This is a genomic window from Thermopolyspora flexuosa, from assembly GCF_006716785.1.
Lineage (GTDB): Bacteria > Actinomycetota > Actinomycetes > Streptosporangiales > Streptosporangiaceae > Thermopolyspora > Thermopolyspora flexuosa.
The window spans coordinates 5,065,326-5,086,489 of sequence record NZ_VFPQ01000001.1; the positions used below are offsets into that span (position 1 = coordinate 5,065,326).

Below are 21,164 nucleotides of genomic sequence, written 5' to 3' on the forward strand. Positions count from 1 at the left end.
CCCGCCCCACGCACCAAGGACCCCAGGTGAGCACCATGACCGGACGTCTGTACGGAGTCGGCCTCGGCCCCGGCGACCCCGAGCTGATCACGGTGAAGGCCGCCCGGCTGATCGGCGAGGCCGACGTGATCGCCTACCACGCGGCCCGGCACGGGCGCAGCATCGCCCGCTCGATCGCGGAGCCGTACCTGCGGGCGGGGCAGATCGAGGAGCCGCTGCTCTACCCGGTCACCACCGAGACCACCGGCCATCCGGGCGGCTACCAGGGCGCGCTCGACGACTTCTACGCCGAGTGCACCGCCCGGCTCGCCGCCCACCTGGACGCGGGCCGCACCGTGGTCGTGCTGTGCGAGGGCGACCCGCTCTTCTACGGCTCCTACATGCACCTGCACAAGCGGCTCGCGCACCGCTACCCGGCCACCGTGGTGCCCGGGGTCACCTCGGTGTCGGCCGCGACCGCCGTGCTGGGCCGCCCGCTGGTGGAACGCGACGAGATCCTCACCGTGCTGCCCGGCACGCTGCCCGCCGGCGAGCTCGCCGACCGGCTGCGCCGCAGCGACGCCGCGGCCGTGCTCAAGCTGGGCCGTACCTTTGCGAAGGTGCGGGACGCGTTCGCCGCGGCCGGGCGGCTCGACGACGCCTGGTACGTGGAACGGGCGACGATGGCCGGCGAGCGGGTGGCCCCCTTGCGGGACGTCGACCCGGACGGCGTGCCGTACTTCTCGCTCGCCCTGCTCGCCGGGCCGGGCGGCGGCACCGTCCCGCCCGAACCGCCGCGTACGGCGGGGGTCGCGCCCGAGGTGGTCGTGGTCGGCCTCGGCCCGGCCGGGCGCCCCTGGCTCACCCCCGAGGCGCAGGACGCCCTCGCCACCGCCACCGACCTCGTCGGCTACCGCCCGTACCTCGACCGGGTGCCACCCAACCCGCGCCAGCGCCGCCACCCCACCGGCAACCGCGTCGAGGCCGAGCGGGCCCGGCACGCCTTCGAGCTCGCCCGCGAGGGCCGGCGCGTCGCGGTCGTCTCCTCCGGCGACCCCGGCGTGTTCGCCATGGCGAGCGCGGTGCTCGAGGCCGCCGAGGACTACCCCGACGTGCCGGTCCGCGTCGTCCCCGGCATCACCGCCGCCCAGGCCGTCGCCGCCCGCGCCGGCGCCCCGCTCGGCCACGACTTCTGCGTACTGTCCCTGTCCGACCTGCTCAAGCCGTGGGAGGTCATCGCCGCCCGCCTCACCGCCGCCGCCCGCGCCGACCTGGTCATCGCCATCTACAACCCGGCCTCCCGCCACCGCACCTGGCAACTCCCCGCCGCCCGCGACCTGCTCCTGCAACACCGCGCCCCGGACACCCCGGTCGTGATCGGCCGCGACGTCGGCGGCCCGGAGGAAAGCCTCACGGTCACCACCCTCGCCGACCTCGACCCGGCCACGGTCGACATGCGCTGCCTCCTCATCATCGGCTCGTCGACCACCCGCGTCACCAAGCAGGGCACCGTCTACACCCCGCGCCGCTACCCCTGACCACCCCGCCCGCCCGGGGCGCCCAGATCGCGCACCATCACCATGAACACCGGCGCCCCGGGCAGCGGGTTGCGTTTCTCCGCCACCTTGCGCCGGCCCCACTTCCGGTACGCGGCGAGCGCGGGCGCCGCGACGGGGAGCACGGTCGGCGTCCCGTTTCTCCCCGTCCAGACGCTGAGATCGTCTTCACCACTCTGAGGGGCAGACTCAAAAGTGTGTCAGCATTCCAAAAACTGACATCAGGGCCGATCACCCCTCATGGGCACGTTTTTGCACACTCTTCGCTGCGTCGACCCCACCCATCGCTACGGTTACAAGCCTCCGCTAGGGTTCTAGAAGTCAACCGCCGCCGGACGATCTAGCGCATGAGAGGGTAGGGACATGGCTTCCCGTCAGCACTGCCGGATCGTGGGGATCGGCTATCAAGGCAGCGATCTCGACACATTCATAAACCGGATGCTCGGTGACGGGTTGCGCACACTGGTCGACGTCCGCCTTACCCCTATATCCCGGAAACCGGGATTCAGCAAACGTCGACTGGCGGACGCGTTGGCCGCCAACGGCATCGACTATATTCACCTGGCGGTGCTCGGTAATCCCAAGTGGAATCGTCCCGGCTTCGCCGGCTCACAGGCGGAGCTCGCACAGGCCCTCGCCGTCTACCGCGAACTCATCAATCACCCTGATGCGTTCGCCGCCATCGATCTGATCGCCGAGAAAGCGCTCACCGGCCTCACCGGTGTGCTGTGCTTCGAAGCCGACGAGCATCGATGCCACCGGCAGGTGGTCCTGGAACGCGTGCTGGACCGACTCGCGGCGTCGGGCCGGAACGGCGATCTATGCCCTGCTGGGATAGAAGACCCCAAGCACGCTGAAGACGTGCCTCCGCTTGGCCTGGTTACCCACGTAGAAAGCGGTGTCACGGTCGGCACCGCACATGTGCTCCAGCCAACGCTTGCGTAGCTCTGCGCAGATCTCCGCATCGTCGCGGTTTCCCATGTTCCTCTGGTGGGCCACGAACTCCCAGTCGAGCAGCCCTTGCCTGTGACCGGGACATGCGGGCGCATGGCAACGGTAGCGGTACCAGGCCTTGAACCGGGGCGCCTCCAGAGGCCTGCGCGGCCCCTGATCGAAGAGGTCGAGCTGACGCACGTATGCTTCGATCTTCGCCGTCTCCTCCGGGGTCCAGCCCGGGTGCCGCTCGATGATCAGATCATCGACCTCGGCCGGACGAATGGCCGCCAAGGACCGAGCCGCCGGATTCTCTCGTACCTCCTGGAGCAAGTGACACATCGAGTCCTCGATGTAGTCGCTGATCCACGGCACTCGTTTTTCCCAGGTGCTGAGATAACGGCCCCTGGTTAACGAGCCGATGTTCGGCCTCCAGCTTTCCGGTCTCGAGTCCTGGGTAGCAGGTTTCGCCTCTACGGTGATGATTTCATACTTGCGGAACGCCTGGGGATCCTCCAAAGCGCGGAAGTTGATCGGATAAAGACGGATCCATCCTGACGTACCCGGATCAATCCTGAGTGCGGCGACACACACCGTCTCACCATAGGTTTGAGATGGGTTCGGAGCGGCCTTCACTACGACCAGGAGTGTCATTCGCTCAACGTGATCGCCTAGCGGCTTCTCCGGCACCGCGTCCGGATCTGGGGCGAATAAGGAAAGCTGTGACACCAGAGGCTCCCGATACGCCTACGCCCTATGGCGAATGATCTTCACGCGGCATCGAACTCATCGTCCCCCTATTGCCGAACTAAAGCAACCGCCAAATGCCTGTTACGTCCCAGCTCGAACAAAGTGCCCCGTAGAGCGCCAAGTTCAGCAGCCGACACCAGAGCCGAAAACCATCAGAAGGATTCCATTAACGACAAATACTGACGACTGATTGAAAGGGATTTCTTGTGACGGCTCTGGTCGGCCGGTACGACCGGGAAAGGTCTGGACCCGCCGAGGGTCTAGGTGAGAACGGCTCCGCCGGTGCAGGGGACGCCGAGGGTGGGGTGGAGCGGTCGAGGTGATGGGGATGCCGAGCCGGCGGCGGCAGATCAGGTGCCTGGGGCGGCCAGATCGCGCACCATCACCATGAACACCGGCGCCCCGGGCAGCGGGTTGCGTTTCTCCGCCACCTTGCGCCAGCCCCACTTCCGGTACGCGGCGAGCGCGGGCGCCGCGGCGGGGAGCACGGTGAGCGTGGCGCGCTCCTCGGTCCGGTCGGCGAGCAGCGTGTCGTGGATGCGCTCGGCCACGTGGCGGCGTCGCCAGGGCGCGCGGACCAGCAGCTCGACCAGCGCGAAGGTACGGCCGGGCCGCTCGGTGGTGACCTCGGCGGGCAGCGGGGTCAGCAGGTCGCGCCACCACGGGGTGGCCGGGCGCAGCGTCACCCCGAAGCCGAAGCCCACCAGGCGCCCGTCCGCCCGCGCGGTGACGAGGCGGAAACCCTCCTGGCGGCGCTGGACGTCGAAGCGCTCGCGGAACAGCCGCTCGTGCTCGGCACCCCACCGGTACGGCGGCTCGCCGTACACCTCGCGGTACACCGCCGCGAGCTCCTCCACCAGGTCGGCGGCACGCTCGCCGTCGACCGTCTCAAACTCCGGCTCGGACAATCTCCCGCTCCCTCTGTGGCGCGGCCCGCCGCAGGTAGTCGCGCAGCCGTTCGTGGAACGCCGCGGCCTCGCGGCAGCCCGGGTGACGGCCGGCCAGCGCGGCGTCGAAACGCACGAACCAGTCCACCGCCAGCGATGATCGCGCCCCTTCGGCGAGCCGCAAAGCGTCGCAGGCCACGGCCGCCGCCTCCGCGGGCTCGCGCTGGGCGAGCCGTACCCTCGCCAGGCGCATCTCGTCGAGGACGCGGCTGCGGGTGTAGCCCGCGACCCGGGCGGCCCGCGCGTTCAGCGTGTGCCGCTCGGCCAGCGCGGCGAAGCGCCGCCACCGCCGCGGCTCGTCGCTCGCGAGGGCCAGCTCGATGTGGACGTTGGCCGCCAGGCAGTCGACCTCGGCCTGATCGAGGTAGTGCAGCCAGTCCGGGCGGGGTTCGCCGCGCGCCTCCTGCCAGACCTCCACGCACGCCTCGGCGCTGCGTACGGCGTTGCCCGCCTCGCGTTCGCCGAGGTGGGCGTAGGCGCGGGCCTCCAGCCCCAGCAGCTCGGCGCGTACCGCGTCGCCGACCCGGTCATCGGCGCTGTGCGGCAGGCCGTACAGCGCGGCACGGGTGAGGTTGAGGCTGTCGGTGTGGTTGCCCAGCGCCGTGGAGAGCTGGGTCATGTCGCCGATGATCTTCGCGCCCAGCGCCGGGGCCGCGGCCTCCCGGCAGGCGTGCAGGGCGAGCACGTAGTAGCGCTGCGCCATGCCGTGCAGCCCTTGGTCGTACGCCATCCACCCGGCGAGCTGGGCGAGCTCGGCGGCCGCGTGGAACAGCCGCCGGGTGGTCTCGGGGTCGTGCCGCTCGGTCAGGCTCTCGGTGACCGCGTTCAGCTGCCCGACGACCGCCTTTCGCCGCAGTCCACCCGCGCCGGACGCGTCCCAGCGGCGGAACAGCACGATCGCCTGTTCCAGCTCGGTGATCGCCTCCGGCGTGGGATCGGCCGGCGCGGGCGTCACGGGTAGGCCCGCCACCCATTGCCGGATCGGCTGCAGCAAGGCGGATCCGCTGAGCACCGCCAGTCCGGCGACCACCTGCCGCCGGGACGCGATGTCGTACGCGGAGAAGCCCTCCAGGATGCGCACGGTGTGGTCGTCGGTCAGCGAGAAGTCCAGCGGCACCGAGGAGTGCACCAGGCGGTCGTCCGCCCTGCCGGGCACCGGTACGACGTCGGCGAGCAGGGCCTCCAGCTCGTCGGCGGTGACCTTCAGCAGCGCGGCGAGCCGGGGGCGCAGCCACGGTTGCGGCTCGGTCTCGGCCCGTTCCCAGCGGCCGACGGTGGAGCGTTCGACGTGCAGGGCGTCGGCGAGATCCTCCTGGGTCAGGCCGACGGCTTTCCGCCGACGAATAAATCGAACCCGCTTAAGATGCACAATCCTCACCCCAGCCCTCACCCTCGCGACGGTAAAGGCCAGATCATGAATATGCCCTGGACACCGCCGACGATGCCGCATTTCCGCCACATTCGATGCCACAAAACCGCTCTGGAGTCACCCCCGTACCGCTGGTTGGCTACCTGCGGAAACACGGCGTGTCAGGGAGGACGACCACGTGAGCGACGGCGACGGAACGGGTCACCTGCTCGGCGAGCGTCACGCGGCCGGGAAGGCACCGCTACACGGCGAACACAACCTGATCGACAAACGGGATGAAAAACAAGAAATGAAAACTTACTCTCGCGTTCTCCATGAAACGAACGCCGCCCGGATCCTTCCCGTCCGTCCCGGTTACCTGAAGTTGCCGGTCACCCCGCTCGCCCCCTCGCTCGCGCGTTGCCATGTCTCCCGGATGCTGGCCGCGTGGGACCTGGCGAGGCTCGCGGACACCGTCCGGCTCGTGGCGAGCGAACTGGTGACGAACGCGATCAAGGCGGCCGGATGGGCGCCACCCGGCACCCGGGAGGCCGACCCCTCACCCGCCATCCCGCACGCGAACGGCACCATCTGGATCGGCCTGTACCGGTCACTCCACGACGTGGTGATCGAGGTGTGGGACCCCAACCGCGAACCGCCGCGCATGATGACACCGGATCTCGACGACACCGGCGGGCGCGGGCTCTGGCTGGTCAACGACGTGGCCCGGCGCTGGGGGTACCGCCGTCCGGTGACCGGCGGGAAGTGGGTGTGGGCCGCCATCCCCGCCGCCTGACCCCGTGTGCCGGGCATCCGCGGCGACGCCTCCCCGGACCCGGCCTCGCCAGGGTCGCCCGCTTCCGCGGGCCGGCCCGTCCTCGCGACACCGCGCGCCGGGGATGGCCCGCCGACCGTCGGCAACCAATTCAAATTCGTATTTATTTGCGCCAACGGCGCCAAGGAGGCGATCGCCACATCCATCGGCCACAACAATACCGATCGCCAAAAAACAGAGAATTCCCGCACCGCTAAAAAATCAAAGCGCGATCCGTTGACGGCCATGCGGGCGGCTGTTTTCATGGATGTGCAGCGCGGCATGGTCGATCGAACACGTGAATTTTTGTCGGGCCGCTTCAGCCGACAGCCCATCCCCATCGCGTCGTCCCGATCCTTCGGTACGGCCCGGCAATGAGCCGCACGGAAACACACCATGACCGGGCGCTGTTTCCCTGCCGCACGAAAACAGGAGGAGAACAGGGATGTCCAAGGTCAGGAACCTCACCCGGGCCGCGATCGGCGCGGCCGCCTTCGCCGCGGTGTTCGCGACGACCCTGCCGGCCGTACCGGCCTATGCCATCGACACGGTCCCCTGCAACTCGAACGACTACCTGAGAATCATGGGCCGTACCCCCATATCCAATCGCAAGGTCCAAATGTGCTTCGCCAACGGCGGTACGGCACATGTCGACCTGTGGGTGGATCAGATCTCCACCGGAAACAACGACATCGAATACCTCGACTACAACGGCGCGCGAGTCCGCATCAAGCGCTGGAGGGTGGTGAACTTCCCGAACCGGCCGCCGCACGTCCGGAGCGTCACGATTCTCTGAGCACGTTCTCCGCGATCTCGCGACGTCCGCCGGTCGGCGGAGGAGGACGGCACCGGCGTCACAGCGACCGCCGGTGCCGTCGCCGCTTGCGTGCGGTCATGCCACCGCCCGCCCTGCCGTACCTCGCCGAAGCGGCGGGCGCCGAGGCACGATCGTGCGGGAAGTGATCACGTGATCGCCGACCCCGGTACGGCACGACCGCCCCGTCACGAAAGCCACCCCGGCCGCGCGGTCACGAAAGCCGCAGTGGCCATCGCCGTCACGGATGGGGCCGCCGCCCTCCCCGCGTGAAATACCAGGGAGTACGCGAGCCGACGGCACCGCGATCGTCATACCCTCCTCCTCGCCGGAGTCCGCGATCAACCGCTCCGGAACACCGGGTGAGGTGAACAGAAATGATCTTCGGGCCGACGGCACGAACGACGGACGCCGGAAGCCTGAGATGCCTGGTTGTATCGCTGCTGCGGCGCGGCATGACCGATCGCCGCACCTTTGTCGGGCACGAGACTCCGGCCGGCGATGAAAGCCTCACGGCACGGCCGGCTTGGCGCCTGCCACTTCCCGCCCGGCCGGCGGCCGCGGCGCGGCCGGTAGCGGAGGTCGTCCCTACCGCCGTTCGATCGCCCAGGCGAGGGCGGCCTCGACGGTGTCCACCGCGGGGACGCCCGGGGGCAGGGCCGGGCGGTCAACCATGAGCACGCGCAGGCCGAGCTCCCGGGCCGCGGTGAGCTTGGCCGTGGTCATGGGGCCGCCGCTGTCCTTGGTGACCAGGGTGTCGAGGCGGTGCCGGCGGATCAGGGCGCGTTCGTTCTCGACGGTGAACGGGCCACGGTCGAGGACGACCTCGACGTTCGGCGGGACGGGCGGCTCGGGCGGGTCGACCGAGCGGGCGAGGAACCAGACGTCGGTCCGCGGGGTGAAGACCGGCAGGCTGCGGCGGCCGGTGGTGAGGAAGACACGGCTGCCGGGGGTGAGGCGGGCGGCGGCCTCGGCCTGCGAGGGCACCCGTTCCCAGCGGTCGCCGGGGCCTTCCCGCCAGCCGGGGCGGCGCAGCACGAGCAGGGGGACGCCGGTGCGGGCGGCGGCCTCCGCGGCGGAGGCGGTCATGCGCGCGGCGAACGGGTGGGTGGCGTCGACCAGCGCGTCGATGCGCTCGGCGCGCAGCCAGGCGGCGAGGCCGTCCGGGCCGCCGAAGCCGCCCTGCCGTACCTCGCCGGACGGGAGGCGCGGGTTCGCCACGCGGCCGGCGAGCGAGGTGATCACGTGGACGCCGTGGGCGACGAGGGCGTCGGCGAGGGCGCGGGCCTCGGCCGTGCCGCCGAGGATCAGGATCCGGCGCACGGGCGCTCCCGGGCGGCGCTGTAGAGGTGGCTGTCGGGGAACCCGGCGGCGGTGAGGGCGCAGCCGACGATGATCACCGCGGTACGGCGCACGCCCGCCTCGCGTACCTTGGCGGCGATGTCGGCGAGGGTGCCGCGCAGGATCAGCTCGTCGTCGCGGGAGGCGTACGCGACCACGGCGACCGGGCAGTCCGGGCCGTAGTTCGGCAGCAGCTCGGCCACCACGGCGTCGATGCGCTGCACCGCCAGATGAAGCACCATCGTGGACCGGCTCGCGCCGAGCGTGGCGAGGTCCTCGCCCGGGGGCATCGGCGTGGCGCGGGCGGCGGTGCGGGTGAGGATCACGGTCTGGGCGACGCCGGGCACGGTCAGCTCGCGGCGCAGCGCGGCCGCGGCGGCGGCGAAGGCCGGGACGCCCGGGACGATCTCGTACGGCACGCCGATCTCGTCCAGGCGGCGCATCTGCTCGGCGATCGCGCTGAAGATCGACGGGTCGCCGGAGTGCAGGCGGGCGACGTCCTGGCCGCGGGCGTGCGCGGCGGCGATCTCGTCGATGATCTGGTCGAGGGTGAGGTTCGCGGTGTCGACCAGGCGGGCGCCCGGCGGGCAGTCGTCGAGCAGCTCGCGCGGCACGAGCGAGCCCGCGTACAGGCAGACCGGCGCGGACCGCAGCAGCCGCAGGCCGCGCACGGTGATCAGGTCGGCGGCGCCGGGGCCGGCGCCGATGAAGTACACGGTCACGGTCCGCCCTCCCCGGTTCTCGCCCGCACGACGACGGTCCGCCGCCTCGATGCGCCGGCGTCGCCCTGGTCGATTCGGCGACCCGAGCCGGTGATCGCCGCCCGCCTGGGCCAGGCGCTCTCCGGTCGTGACCGGCCGGCGCCGCCGCGCGGGGACCGGTCGGCCCTCCGGTGACCTTCCGGCCACGCCACGGTCCCTGCCGCGATGCCGCGGGCGGACGCGGGCCACGCCCCCACCGCCACCGATCCGCGGGGCGGCCTGCTCCAGGCCCGCCCGCCGCCGGTCGCCGTGGCACGCAGGGCCGCGTTCATGAGGCGTCCCTCTTCGTCACCGTCCAGATGGTGACCGGCATCGCCGCCCGCCAGCCGGTGAACCCGCCCACCGGCGCGGCCCGCTGTACGGCGAGCCGGACCAGGTCGCCGCCGAGCCTGACGTACCAGTCGGCGAGCACGGCCTCGGTCTCCAGCGTGACCGCGTTCGCCACGAGCCGGCCGCCCGGCCGGAGCGCGGCCCAGCAGCGGTCGAGGAGGCCGGGCACGGTGGCCCCGCCGCCGACGAACACCGCGTCGGGCACCGGCAGGCCGTCGAGGACGTCCGGGGCGCGGCCCTCGACCACCTGGAGGGCGGGCACGCCGAGGGTGTCGGCGTTGCGCCGGATGCGCGCGGCCCGCTCCGGGTGGCTCTCGATCGCCACGGCCCGGCACGAGGGGTGGGTGCGCATCCACTCGATCGCGACGCTGCCCGCGCCCGCGCCCACGTCCCACAGCAGCTCGCCGGGGAGCGGGGCGAGCCGGGACAGCGTGACCGCGCGCACCTCGCGCTTGGTGAGCTGGCCGTCGTGCTCGTAGGCGTCGTCGGGCAGGCCGGGCACCCGGGGCAGCGGCTCGGCGCCCGGCGCGAGCGCGCACTCGATCGCGATGACGTGCAGGCGGGTGGGCGCGGCCTGGTCGGCGGGCCGTACCGACTCGGTGGCGGCGCCGAGGTCGGACAGCACGGTGACCCGGCTCGCCGCGTAGCCCGCCTCGGCGAGCAGGCGGGTGACCGCGTCCGGGGAGGAGCCGAGCACGAGCACCCGGCGGCCGGGGGCGAGGGCCGGGCGGAGCGCGTCGAGCGGGCGGCCGACCGCGCTCACCACCTCGACCTGCTCGACCGGCCAGCCGAGCCGGGCGCAGGCGAGCGAGACCGAGGAGACGTGCGGCAGCACCCGGACCCGATCGGGGCCGAGCAGCCGGACCAGGGTCGATCCGATGCCGTGGAACATGGGGTCGCCGCTGGCGAGCACGCACACCTCGCGGCCCGCGAGCGACTCGAGCAGCGGCTCCAGGTTCGGCAGCAGCGGCGACGGCAGCACCACCCGCGACGGCGACCCGGCGGCCCGCGGCGATCCGTCCCTCTCGGGGTCCGGGACCGGGTCGGGGACGAGGCCGAGCTGCCTGCGGCTGCCGACGAGCACCTCGGCGGCGGCGATCGCCCGGCGGGAGGCCGGGGTCAGCCCGTCCCAGCCGTCCGCGCCGATGCCGACGACGGTGATCATAGGGTGCCGATCAAACGGTGCCGAGGACGCGGGTGACCTGGATCTCCAGGACCACCCGGTCCGGGTTGGGCCGGGGCGTACGGTACCGCGCCGCGTACCGCCGCTCGGCGTCGGCGATCTCCTCGCGGCCGGTGCGGATGGTGGCGACGCCCTCGAGCGTCGACCAGCGCCGCCCGTCCACCTGGCAGAGCGCGACGTGCCGCGCGCCCGCCGCGATCAGCCGGGCCTTGTGCGACCGGCGCGAGGTGATCACCCGGGCGATGCCGTTCTCCAGGTCGAGGGTCGCGCCGACCGGCACCACGTGCGGGGTGCCGTCCGGGCGGACCGTGGTGAGGGTGCACAGATGGCGTTCACGCCAGAACTCGGCGAAGTCCGTGCCTCGCTCGGACAGGTTCACGTGCCTCCTCGCCCGCGCGTCGCTTCCGGGCACGTCCCCGACGGCCCGGCCAACCCGATCAGACGCGACCACATCGTACAAAAAGTCACGGCATGGCAGACTCGTGGCCGTGAAGCGGCTCCTCGTCATCGGCATCGGCGCGGGCGACCCCGACCACCTCACCATCCAGGGCGCGAAGGCGATCGCCGCGACCGACGTGTTCTTCCTCATCGACAAGGGCGAGGAGAAGGACGAGCCGGTACGGCTCCGCCGCCGGTTGATCGAGGAGCACGGCCGCCCGCCGTACCGGATCGTGGAGGCCCGCGACCCGGAGCGGGACCGGGCCGCGGCCGCCTACGCCGAGGCCGTCGAGGACTGGCGGGCCCGGCGCGCCGAGCTCTACCGGCGCATGATCGAGGACGAGCTGCCGGACGGGCGGACCGGGGCCTTCCTCGTCTGGGGCGACCCGGGCGTGTACGACAGCACGCTGGCGATCCTCGACCGGCTGCCCTACGAGTACGAGGTGATCCCCGGCATCAGCGCGATCTCGGCGCTCACCGCCCGGCACCGCACCACGCTCACCCGGGTGGGCAGCCCGGTGCACATCACCACCGGCCGCCGCCTCGCCGAGCAGGGCCCCACCGCCGACGACATCCTCGTCATGCTCGACTCCCGGTGCGCCTTCGCCGGGCTGACCGGCTACCACATCTACTGGGGCGCCTACCTGGGCACGCCGGACGAGATCCTCATCGCGGGCCCGGTCGCGGAGGTCGCCGACCGCATCCGCGAGGCGCGGGCCGAGGCGCGCGCCCGCAAGGGCTGGATCATGGACACCTACCTGCTGCGCCGCCCGCGCTGACCCGGGTACGGCCGGCGCGCGCCGCGGCGACCAGCCGACGAACAGCAGGTTTCGGTCACGCGTCGCCGGGCAGCCATGCCGTCATATGCCGAGACGGGTGCGCCACCGGGATGACGGGGACCGCGGATGAGCGGCGAGCTGCAACTGGGCGATCTGGAGTGGCGCGAGCAGGAACCGCGGAGGCGGCGGCGCGCCCACGCCGCCCAGCTCGTGGGCTGGGCGCTCGCCACGGCGATCCTCGTCGCCGCGCTGGCCGGGTTGTTCGGGCCCGGCCCGCTGAGCACGGCCACCGCGTCCGCGCCGCTCGTCGCGGTCGGCTACGAGCGCTTCGCCCGGCAGCTGGGGACCACCACCGTTGTGGTGACGGTCCGGTCGGCCCCGGCCGAACCGGGCGTCGCGCGGCTGTGGATCTCGCGGGACTACGTCGAGAAGATCAACGTGCAGACGGTGGTGCCGCAGCCGTACTCGTGGACCGCGGCGCGGGACGGCGTGGTGCTCGCGTTTCCCGCCCTGCACGGCGAGGCCACGGTGCGCCTCAGGGTGCGCCCCGACCGCGCCGGGCTGCTGCGGGGCGCGATCGGCGCGCCGGGCCGCAGACCGGCCGAATTCTGGCAGTTCGTCTATCCCTAGGAGCGGGAATGGATGCGATCCTGCGCGCGGCGGCCATCTACCTGGCCCTGCTCGTGATCTTCCGGATCAGCGGCAAGCGGACGCTCGCCCAGGTGACCACCTTCGACTTCGTGCTCCTGCTGGTCATCTCGGAGGCCACCCAGCAGGCGCTGCTCGGCGAGGACTTCTCCGTGACCATGGCGGTGCTCGTGATCCTCACCTTCGTCACGCTCGACCGGATCGCGGACTACCTCGGCTGGCGGTTCCCCCGGCTGGGGCTGGTCATCGACGGCGCGCCGGTGGTGCTCATCGAGCGGGGCCGGCCGCTGGAGGACCGGATGCGCCAGCACCAGCTCGACCTCGAGCAGATCCTCCAGGAGGCCCGCACCACCCAGGGCATCCGCAGCACGGACGAGATCGACTACGCGATATTGGAACGTTCCGGGGCGATCAGTGTCATTCCCCGGCGGGACTGACGGGGCGGGGGCGCGGTGGTTCGGTACGGGCGCCGGCTGACCGGCCGGCCACGGGTGATGGCCTGGCTCGCCGCGCTACGTCCGCAGGCGCAACGCGGGCGGCCGTGGCCGGAGACGGCGAAGCCGCCGACCGAGGCCCTGGTGACCGCCGACCCGCCGGCCGCGATCCCGGGCACCGCCGCGACCGGCCCCGGCGGCGGGGGCCCCTGGATGCCCTCCCACGCCGTCCTGCGCTACGCGCCCTACGCGGCGATCGCGCTGGTGGCCGTGATCGACCTGATGGCCGGGCCGAGGCTGGGCCTCCGGCCGCTGCTCACGCTCGGGCCCACCTTCGCCTGCGCGTACGGCTCGGCCCGCCGTACCGCGGCCGCCGGGGGCGTCGCCCTCGCGGTGTGCCTGCTTCTGGCCCTGCGCGACAACCGGCTCACCACCGGTCCGACGGCCGTGGTCGTCACCACGATCGCGGCGGTGACCGCGGCCGGCATGCTCGTCGCCCGCGTCCGCATGCGGCGGGAGCAGGAGCTCTCCAACGTGCGGAAGATCGCCGAGACCGTGCAGCGGGTGCTGCTGCGCCCGATCCCGCGCCGGGTCCGCGACCTGTCCGTCGCCGTCTCCTACACCTCGGCGTTCGCCGAGGCCCGCATCGGCGGCGACCTGCTCGAGGTGTTCTCCACCCCGTACGGCGTGCGCGTGCTCGTCGGCGACGTGCAGGGCAAGGGGCTGGAGGCGGTGGAGACCGCGGCGTGGGTGCTGGGCGCGTTCCGGGAGGCCGTGTTCGACGAGCCCCGGCTGGCCGGGGTGAGCGCCCGGCTGGAGGCGACGGTGTCCCGGCAGCTCGCCGAGGAGGAGTTCGTCACCGCGGTGCTCGCCGAGGTGACCACGACCGGGATCCTGCTGCTCAACCACGGCCACCCGCCGCCGCTGCTGCTCCGCGCCGACGGGGAGGTCGAGTGGCTCGAAGCCCAGGAGGAGGCCCTCGCGCTCGGCCTCGCCGACCTCGGCTGGGCCCCGCCCCTGGCGCACCGCGTGCCGTTCCGGCCCGGGGACGACATCCTCTTCTACACCGACGGCGTGATCGAGGCGCGCAACGCCCGCGGCGAGTTCTACCCGCTGGTCGAGCGCGCCCGGGCCCTGATCCCCGACGACCCGTATCCCACCCTCGACGCGCTCACCGAGGACCTCATCGCCTACGTCGGGGGCCCGCTGCTCGACGACGCCGCGATGCTCCTGCTCCGCCGCCACGGCCACGGCAACGCCCACGGCCACGGGCATGGGCATGGGCACAGCCGGGCGGACTGAACGATGGGCGGCCCGGCCGTACGGTAAAGCGGTCCCGCCTCCCTACGTCCCGCCGGTGTGACATACCTCGCACTCTCGCCGCGCGCCCGCATCCGGCCGAATTCCGATCATGTCGGATCCTCCCTGACGCACGCCGGTCCCGCCGCCGGGCCGGGCGGAGCTTGGTGCCTCCTTGCCGCCACATGCCGGTATCAGGCCTTTTACCTGCTGTTTCGCGGCGTATCGTGGGGTATGCGGGGGTACCTGTATGACTGATCGTGCCGTCTGCGATGCGGGACGTGACGATATACAGCGGCTGCTGGAGCAGGCGCTGAGCCGTACCGTGCAGTCGCTCGGCGCGTACGGGGGCGGGCTCGCGCTGGTCGACCCCGACGACGAGGTGCTCACCGTCCATCTGGGGGTGGGGCTGCCGCTCGAGTACGCGACCCCGCTGCACCGCAAGCGGCTCAGCTCGGCGACGCCGGATCCGCTGCTCGAGGCGGTGCGCGAACGCAGGCTCGTGTGGATCGCCTCCAGCGAGGAGCTGGTGCGCCGCTACCCCCAGCCCGCGCGCATCCTGCCGCACCACGCGCTCGCGGTCGCCCCGATCGTCACCGGGGACACGACCTGGGGCGTGCTGCTGCTGTTCTGGCCCGCGTCGCGGCCCGCCGTGCTCGACCCGGTGGAACGGCACGCCATCGAGGCGGCGGCGGAGCGGTTCGGCCGGATGCTGCAGGGCGCCGCCGAGGCCGGATTCCGGCTGCCCCCGCCGGAGCGGCCCCGCACCCTGCCGCTGCCCCGCTACCCCACGGTGAGCGCGGCCGAATGCCAGGCCGCGGTGGACTACGTCGCCCGGCTGCCCGAGGGCGGCTGCGCGCTCGGCCTCGACGGCCGGATCGTGTTCCTCGACCCGACCGCGGCCGAGCTGCTCGGCGGCGAGGTCGGGGACCTCGTCGGCCAGAAGCCGTGGGAGGCCGTGCCGTGGCTGCGCGACCCCCGCTACGAGCAGGCGCACCGGCACGCCGTACTGCGGCAGGAGCCGGTCTCCCTCACCGCGGTGCGGCCGCCGGACCGGCCGCTGCTGTTCCAGCTCTACCCGGACCCCACCGGGGTGAGCGTGCGGATCAGCCCGATCCCGGGGGAGCGGCGCGGGCCCAACGGGGAGTCGTCGGCCACGGGCACCTTCGGTACGGCCGGCGTCACGCAGGCGGACCGGCTGCCGGGCGCGAGCATGGGGATCGACGCGGTGTACCGCATGATCGAGCTCGCCGGGGCGCTCGCGCAGGCCGCGGACGTGGCCGAGGTGATCGACTGCGCCACCGACCACTCGATGCTCGCGTTCGGCGCGAAGGGGTGCGCGATCCTCACCACCGAGTCCGGGCGGCTGCGCATCCTCAGCGACCGCGGATGGAACCCGGACATCTTTCCCATCTTCGACCATATGCCGCTCACCGCGGACGCCCCGGGGGTGGTCGCGCTCACCGCGGGGGTGCCGCTGTTCTTCGCCGACGACGAGGAGCTGGCCCGCATGTACCCGGCGCTCGGCGGGATGGACAGCGGCATGGCGGCCTGGGCGTACCTGCCCCTGGTGGTGTCGGGACGGCCGATCGGCGCCTGCGTGCTCGGCTACGAGTGGCCGCACCGGTTCAGCGAGGAGGAGCGCATCGCCCTGCTGTCGTTCAGCGCGCTGATCGCGCAGGCGCTCGAGCGGGCCCGGCTGAACGAGAGCCGCACCCGGCTCGTGCACAGCCTCCAGGTGGGGCTGCTGCCGCCCAGCCTGCCCGCGGTGCCCGGGATCGAGCTCACCGCCCGGTACCTGCCCGCCGGGCACGGCATGGAGATCGGCGGCGACTTCTACGACGTCATCCCGCTCGGCCCGGAGGACGTCGTCGCGTTCATCGGCGACGTGCAGGGGCACGACGCGAGCGCGGCCGCGCTCATGGGCCATTTGCGCACGGCCGTGCACGCCTACGCGCTCACCGGGGCGGATCCGGGCCAGGTGCTCGCCGACACCAACCGGCTGATCGCCGACCTCGATCCGCACCTGCTGGCGAGCTGCCTGATCGTGCGCATCGACCTCGCCGGTCTCCGGGCCCGGGTGGCGACCGCGGGCCACTACCCGCCCGTGCTGCGGCGGCCCGGCGAGGCCGCCGAGATCGCGCAGATCCCGCCCGGCCCGCTGCTCGGCGCGGCCACCCGGAGCAGCTACCCCGTGGTGGACCTCGCGCTGCCCACTGGAACGGTCCTGGTGATGTACACCGACGGCCTGGTCGAGATCCCGGCCACCGATCCCGAGCAGAACCTGGGCGGCCTCGTCGCCATGGTGGACCGCGCCGACGGCCCGCTCGAACCGCTCGCCGACGACCTGGTACGGCAGGGCTCGCCGTACGGCGGCCGCACCGACGACACCACGGTCCTGCTGCTGCGCGTCACCGCCGACCGGCGCAACGGCCACAACTGAGCCACGCCGTACGGCCGGGCCGCCCTGATGGGCGTACGCGCGATTGCCTGCAAATCTGCATGCGATCAAGAACGTAAATTCGCGATCTTGCCGCAGCGGCGTGGCTACGCTCGCGATCAGGTAACCCCACCTGTGGAGTTCGTCATGACCGGAGCAGCCACCCCCGGCGGCGAACCGCCGGAGCTGAACACGCACGTCCCGCACTCGGCCCGGGTCTGGAACTACCTGCTCGGCGGCAAGGACAACTACCCGCCGGACCGCGAGGCCGGCGAGATGATCCTGAAGATGTTCCCGGACTTCGCCCGCATCGCGCGGCTGCAGCGCCGGTTCCTGATCCGGGCGGTCCGGTTCCTCGTCGCCGAGGCCGGGATCCGGCAGTTCCTCGACATCGGCACCGGCCTGCCCACCCAGGACAACACCCACGAGGTCGCCCAGCGCCTCGCACCCGAGTCGCGGGTCGTGTACGTCGACAACGACCCGCTCGTGCTCGTGCACGCCCGCGCGCTGCTCACCAGCACGCCCGAGAGGGCGACCGACTACCTCGAGGCCGACGTCCGCGAGCCGGAGCGCATCCTGGAGCGCGCCGCCGACACCCTCGACCTCGACAGGCCCGTCGGCCTGATGATGCTCGGCATCCTGGGCCAGATCTCGGACGACGACGACCCGCGCGGCATCCTCGACCGCCTCCTCTCCCGCCTCGCCCCGGGCAGCTACCTGGCGCTCAGCGACGGCGTCGACACCAACCCCGCGCTGAACCAGGCGGTCGCGGCGTACAACGCGCGGTCCGCGAACACCTACCACCTGCGCAGCCCCGAGCGGATCGCCGGGTTCTTCGCCGGCCTGGAGCTCGTGGAGCCCGGGGTGGTGGCCACCTCGCGCTGGCGGCCCGAGCCCGCCGACATCGGCGGCCCGAGCCCGGAGGACGAGGCGGCGCTCTGCGGGGTCGCGCGCAAGGCCTGACCGAAGCTCCGCGCCGGACGCCCGTGGGGCGTCCGGCGCGGGCGCGCGCATGCGTTGTTCGGGTGTTCGCTTCGATGCGATGTCCGATCGATGTCCGATCGATCGCCGCCATGGCCGAGAGGCCACGGCACGATCACCATGATGCCGTCATGCCGGTACGGATGCCCGGCATTCGCACGCGGGTTTGCGTCACACGCCGGCCCGCGGAAACGGTACGGCTCCGCGCCCGCCGGTGAGCGCGAGGGCCGCGCGGCGGTCGGTCTTGACCGGATCGGCCATCCTGACCTGGGACAGAGCGGGGTCCCGGTCCGGCGTGAGGGCGGGACGGCCGTGTCCGCGAGCAGGAGCGGGTGCGATGAGCGCGCACCGGACGCGGCGACGCGGCCGCGCGGCCCGCTGGGCCGGGGATCCGGCGCTGGGCGGCCGGATACGGCCGACGGCGTTCCGCCACGGAACGCCGTCGGCTCGTGTCGTACGTGGGCGTGGTGGCCTACCGGTAGTCCTCCAGGGCCGCGGCGAGCGGCTCGAGGATCGACGGCGGGGCGCCGTGCGGCAGGTTCATGATCGCGATGTCCGCGCCGGCCTCGCGGTAGGCGGCGACGAGCTCGAGCATCGGGCCGAACTCGCCGTCGGCGGGCACCATGATGTTCGCCGAGCAGTCGATCGTCGCCGGGTCCCGGCCGATCGCCTCACAGTGCTCGACCAGCACCTTCTTGAGCGAGGCCCACTGCTCGGGGGTCTGGGTGATCGCGTTCCACTGCTTGGCCCACTTGGCCGCGGCGAGCAGGGTGCGCTTGGGCCCGCGGCCGCCGATCGTGATCGGCACCGGCTGCTGCACCGGCTTGGGCTCGCAGCGGGCGTTGGTGAGCGTGAAGAAGGTGCCCTTGAAGTCGGTGTACTCGTTGTCGAGCAGGCTCCGCACGATCTGCACGCCCTCCTCGAAGCGGTCGAACCGCTCCTTCAGCGGCGGCAGCGGGATGCCGTACGCGTCGCACTCGGGCTGGAACCACCCGGCGCCGAGGCCGAGCTCGAGGCGGCCGTTGCTGATGATGTCGACGGTGGCGGCCATGTTCGCGAGCACCGCCGGGTGCCGGTAGATCATGCCGGTCACCTGGACGCCGACCCGGATGCGCTTGGTCGCCTGGGCGAGCGCGGCGAGCGAGGTCCAGCCCTCCAGGTTGGGCCCGTTGATGTCGCCGGTGAGCGGATAGAAGTGGTCCCAGTTCCAGGCGCTCTCGAAGATGGGGATGTCGTCGGCCGCGACCCACACGTCGAGGATTTGCTTCCAGGTCTGGTGCTCGGGGCGCGTCTTGATGCCGAACCGCATGCGGGGACCTTCCTGTCGTATGGAAACCACCTGAGCCCGGCAGGGCCCGGACGCTCGGTGACGTCCGGGCCCGCCAGGCTCACGCGCGGATGTTTCGCGTTGGTATGTACCGGGTCGTACCCGTGCTGACTACTCCTGCCCCTCGAGCTGCTTCTCCAGCTCGCCGAGCACCTGGTAGCAGGGAAGCACCTGGGAGACCGACGCGTTGGGCTCGCGGCCCTCCCGGATCGCGGCGATGAACTCGCGGTCCTGGAGCTCGACGCCGTTGGTGGAGACGGCGACCTTCGACACGTCGACCACCTCGTCCCGGCCGGTGACCAGGTCGTCGTACCGGGCGATGTAGGTGCCGTTGTCGCAGATGTAGCGGAAGAACGTGCCGAGCGGGCCGTCGTTGTTGAAGCTCAGCGACAGCGTGCAGATCTTGCCGGTCTCGCTGCGCAGCTGGATCGACATGTCCATCGCGATGCCGAGCTCGGGGTGCTTGGGGCCCTGGATCGCGTTCGCGATGGTGACCTTCTCCCCGGTCTGGTACTGGAACAGGTCGACCGTGTGCGCCGCGTGGTGCCACAGCAGGTGGTCGGTCCAGCTCCGCGGCTGGCCGAGCGCGTTCATGTTGGTGCGGCGGAAGAAGTACGTCTGCACGTTGAGCTGCTGGATGGACAGCTCACCGGCGAGGATGCGCTGCCGGATCCACTGGTGGGACGGGTTGAACCGCCGGGTGTGGCCGACCATGCAGACCAGCCCGGTCTCCTTCTGGACCCGCTCCACCTCCTGGGCGTCGGCCCACGAGTCCGCCAGCGGGATCTCCACCTGGACGTGCTTGCCGGCCCGCATCGCCGCGATCGCCTGCGAGGCGTGGAGCTGGGTCGGCGTACAGAGGATCACGGCGTCGACGTCGTCGCGGGCGAGCACCTCGTCGAGATCGGTCGAGGCGTGCGGCACGCCGTACTTCTCGGCCACCTCCCGGGCCTGCTCGATGCGGCGGCTGACGATGGAGGTGACGGTCACGTCCTCGATGTTCTTGAGGGCGTCGAGGTGCTTGATGCCGAACGCGCCGGCTCCGGCGAGTGCGATACGCATATGGAGAGTCTTCCTTCGGGCTCGTGAAACGGTCAGGACCGCGTCGCGGCGGCCGGGTGACCGTCGCGACGCGGTCGACGTACGGGCTGGTCGGTTGTCAAGCGAACTCGGTACGGCGGGGCCGGTGAGGAGGCCCCGCCGCGAACTGTGTCACCGATCAGGCGGCGGGCTCCCAGACCAGGTGGCCGACGGCGGTGTTGCTCGCGGGCACGTGGTAGAAGCGGTGCAGCTCGCGCACCTTGTCGCCGAGCGCGCCCCGCATGATCAGCCACATGATCAGCTCGATGCCCTCGGCCCCGGCCTCGCGCAGGTACTCGATGTGCGGCACCTTCGCCAGGTCCTCGGGGTCGTTGAGCAGCCGCTCGATGAAGGCGTGGTCCCACTCCTTGTTGATGAGACCGGCCCGGGCGCCCTGGATCTGGTGGCTCATGCCACCGGTACCCCAGACCTGCACCGACAGGTCCTCGGGGAAGCTCTCGACGGCGCGGCGGATCGCCTTGCCGAGGTTGAGGCAGCGGTTACCGGTCGGCTGCGGGTAGGTCACCACGTTGACCGCGATCGGGATCACCTTCGTCGGCCACTTGTCGACCTGGCCGTACACCAGGGAGAGCGGCACGGTCAGGCCGTGGTCGACCTCGAGCTCGTTCATCATCGTGATGTCGAACTCGTCGAGGATCAGCGACTGGGCGATGTGGATCGCCAGGTCGGGGTGACCCTCCACGACCGGGACCGGCCGCGGCCCGTAGCCCTCGTCACAGGGCTGGAACTGGTCCGCGATGCCGATCGCGAACGTGGGGATCATCTTCAGCGACATCGCCGAGCCGTGGTCGTTGTAGCAGAGCACGACCACGTCCGGCGGGTTCTCCTTGGCCCACTGCCGGGTCCACTCGTACCCGGCGAAGACCGGCTTCCAGTAGTCCTCCTCGGTCTTGCCGAGGTCCATCGCGGCGCCGATCGCGGGAACGTGGCTGGTGGTGACGCCGGCGGTGATACGAGCCAT

Annotated in this window: 21 protein-coding genes; 11 read left to right on the forward strand and 10 right to left on the reverse strand. The window is 71.9% G+C overall.

Annotation, left to right across the window (positions count from 1 at the left end):
• The first annotated feature begins 35 nt into the window (after nucleotides 1-35).
• Complete coding sequence (locus FHX40_RS21710; protein ID WP_142261327.1) at nucleotides 36-1,517, forward strand: precorrin-2 C(20)-methyltransferase; 1,482 nt, start codon at nucleotides 36-38, stop codon at nucleotides 1,515-1,517.
• On the opposite strand, the gene FHX40_RS21715 is transcribed toward FHX40_RS21710, so the two are convergent.
• The gene (locus tag FHX40_RS21715; protein ID WP_189136161.1) at nucleotides 1,508-1,660 is read right to left on the reverse strand and encodes a hypothetical protein; all 153 of its coding nucleotides are present in this window, start codon (nucleotides 1,658-1,660) and stop codon (nucleotides 1,508-1,510) included. The two genes, FHX40_RS21710 and FHX40_RS21715, sit on opposite strands and share 10 nt — an antisense overlap.
• A 238-nt stretch (nucleotides 1,661-1,898) precedes the next feature.
• On the opposite strand from FHX40_RS21715, the gene FHX40_RS21720 reads away from it, so the two are divergent.
• Nucleotides 1,899-2,480, forward strand: coding sequence for a DUF488 domain-containing protein (locus FHX40_RS21720; protein ID WP_211350349.1), 582 nt, complete (start codon nucleotides 1,899-1,901; stop codon nucleotides 2,478-2,480).
• Between the two features lie 1,088 nt (nucleotides 2,481-3,568).
• Here FHX40_RS21720 and FHX40_RS21730 read toward each other — a convergent pair.
• Together FHX40_RS21730 and FHX40_RS21735 are read right to left on the reverse strand one after the other, a co-directional pair.
• Nucleotides 3,569-4,126, reverse strand: a complete 558-nt coding sequence (locus FHX40_RS21730; RefSeq protein ID WP_142261329.1) for a GNAT family N-acetyltransferase — start codon at nucleotides 4,124-4,126, stop codon at nucleotides 3,569-3,571.
• Nucleotides 4,107-5,534: a helix-turn-helix domain-containing protein gene (locus tag FHX40_RS21735; protein WP_229788496.1), complete on the reverse strand. Its 1,428-nt coding sequence runs from the start codon at nucleotides 5,532-5,534 to the stop codon at nucleotides 4,107-4,109. The genes FHX40_RS21730 and FHX40_RS21735 overlap by 20 nt, the downstream gene beginning before the upstream one ends.
• Before the next feature lie 178 nt (nucleotides 5,535-5,712).
• Between FHX40_RS21735 and FHX40_RS21740 the strand changes: the two genes are divergently transcribed.
• The 3 genes from FHX40_RS21740 to FHX40_RS21750 all read left to right on the forward strand — a co-directional run bounded on the left by FHX40_RS21740 (nucleotide 5,713) and on the right by FHX40_RS21750 (nucleotide 7,123).
• Nucleotides 5,713-6,309 (forward strand): ATP-binding protein, encoded by a 597-nt coding sequence (locus FHX40_RS21740; protein WP_142261331.1) that lies wholly within the window; start codon nucleotides 5,713-5,715, stop codon nucleotides 6,307-6,309.
• 6 nt (nucleotides 6,310-6,315) lie between these two features.
• On the forward strand, nucleotides 6,316-6,705 hold the full coding sequence (locus FHX40_RS21745; RefSeq protein WP_142261332.1) for a hypothetical protein: 390 nt from the start codon (nucleotides 6,316-6,318) through the stop codon (nucleotides 6,703-6,705).
• Nucleotides 6,706-6,772: 67 nt separating this feature from the next.
• Nucleotides 6,773-7,123: a beta/gamma crystallin domain-containing protein gene (locus FHX40_RS21750; protein ID WP_142261333.1), complete on the forward strand. Its 351-nt coding sequence runs from the start codon at nucleotides 6,773-6,775 to the stop codon at nucleotides 7,121-7,123.
• Between the two features lie 606 nt (nucleotides 7,124-7,729).
• Here FHX40_RS21750 and FHX40_RS21755 read toward each other — a convergent pair.
• The 4 genes from FHX40_RS21755 to FHX40_RS21770 form a co-directional block, all read right to left on the reverse strand.
• A complete protein-coding gene (locus FHX40_RS21755; protein WP_142261334.1) occupies nucleotides 7,730-8,464 on the reverse strand; it encodes a cobalt-precorrin-6A reductase in 735 nt (244 codons plus the stop codon).
• On the reverse strand, nucleotides 8,449-9,204 hold the full coding sequence (gene cobM / locus FHX40_RS21760) for a precorrin-4 C(11)-methyltransferase (protein ID WP_142261335.1): 756 nt from the start codon (nucleotides 9,202-9,204) through the stop codon (nucleotides 8,449-8,451). The genes FHX40_RS21755 and cobM overlap by 16 nt, the downstream gene beginning before the upstream one ends.
• Before the next feature lie 307 nt (nucleotides 9,205-9,511).
• On the reverse strand, nucleotides 9,512-10,738 hold the full coding sequence (cbiE, locus tag FHX40_RS21765; protein WP_142261336.1) for a precorrin-6y C5,15-methyltransferase (decarboxylating) subunit CbiE: 1,227 nt from the start codon (nucleotides 10,736-10,738) through the stop codon (nucleotides 9,512-9,514).
• A 10-nt stretch (nucleotides 10,739-10,748) separates the two neighbouring features.
• On the reverse strand, nucleotides 10,749-11,135 hold the full coding sequence (locus FHX40_RS21770) for a pyridoxamine 5'-phosphate oxidase family protein (protein ID WP_142261337.1): 387 nt from the start codon (nucleotides 11,133-11,135) through the stop codon (nucleotides 10,749-10,751).
• Nucleotides 11,136-11,244: 109 nt separating this feature from the next.
• On the opposite strand from FHX40_RS21770, the gene cobF reads away from it, so the two are divergent.
• From cobF to FHX40_RS21800, 6 genes are all read left to right on the forward strand, one after another.
• Nucleotides 11,245-11,973: a precorrin-6A synthase (deacetylating) gene (cobF, locus tag FHX40_RS21775; RefSeq protein WP_142261338.1), complete on the forward strand. Its 729-nt coding sequence runs from the start codon at nucleotides 11,245-11,247 to the stop codon at nucleotides 11,971-11,973.
• A gap of 126 nt (nucleotides 11,974-12,099) precedes the next feature.
• Nucleotides 12,100-12,603, forward strand: a complete 504-nt coding sequence (locus FHX40_RS21780; RefSeq protein WP_142261339.1) for a hypothetical protein — start codon at nucleotides 12,100-12,102, stop codon at nucleotides 12,601-12,603.
• Nucleotides 12,604-12,611: 8 nt separating this feature from the next.
• On the forward strand, nucleotides 12,612-13,058 hold the full coding sequence (locus FHX40_RS21785; RefSeq protein WP_142261340.1) for a DUF421 domain-containing protein: 447 nt from the start codon (nucleotides 12,612-12,614) through the stop codon (nucleotides 13,056-13,058).
• Between the two features lie 15 nt (nucleotides 13,059-13,073).
• The gene (locus tag FHX40_RS21790; RefSeq protein ID WP_211350350.1) at nucleotides 13,074-14,357 is read left to right on the forward strand and encodes a PP2C family protein-serine/threonine phosphatase; all 1,284 of its coding nucleotides are present in this window, start codon (nucleotides 13,074-13,076) and stop codon (nucleotides 14,355-14,357) included.
• A gap of 247 nt (nucleotides 14,358-14,604) precedes the next feature.
• Nucleotides 14,605-16,797: a SpoIIE family protein phosphatase gene (locus tag FHX40_RS21795; protein ID WP_142261341.1), complete on the forward strand. Its 2,193-nt coding sequence runs from the start codon at nucleotides 14,605-14,607 to the stop codon at nucleotides 16,795-16,797.
• Nucleotides 16,798-16,941: 144 nt separating this feature from the next.
• Nucleotides 16,942-17,757: an SAM-dependent methyltransferase gene (locus tag FHX40_RS21800; protein WP_142261342.1), complete on the forward strand. Its 816-nt coding sequence runs from the start codon at nucleotides 16,942-16,944 to the stop codon at nucleotides 17,755-17,757.
• Between the two features lie 490 nt (nucleotides 17,758-18,247).
• Here the strand turns inward: FHX40_RS21800 and FHX40_RS21805 are convergent, their stop codons facing one another.
• From FHX40_RS21805 to FHX40_RS21815, 3 genes are all read right to left on the reverse strand, one after another.
• The gene (locus tag FHX40_RS21805; RefSeq protein WP_142261343.1) at nucleotides 18,248-19,084 is read right to left on the reverse strand and encodes a TIGR03560 family F420-dependent LLM class oxidoreductase; all 837 of its coding nucleotides are present in this window, start codon (nucleotides 19,082-19,084) and stop codon (nucleotides 18,248-18,250) included.
• Nucleotides 19,085-19,213: 129 nt separating this feature from the next.
• Complete coding sequence (locus FHX40_RS21810; protein WP_142261344.1) at nucleotides 19,214-20,164, reverse strand: Gfo/Idh/MocA family oxidoreductase; 951 nt, start codon at nucleotides 20,162-20,164, stop codon at nucleotides 19,214-19,216.
• 157 nt (nucleotides 20,165-20,321) lie between these two features.
• Nucleotides 20,322-21,164: a class III extradiol dioxygenase subunit beta gene (locus FHX40_RS21815; protein ID WP_142261345.1), complete on the reverse strand. Its 843-nt coding sequence runs from the start codon at nucleotides 21,162-21,164 to the stop codon at nucleotides 20,322-20,324.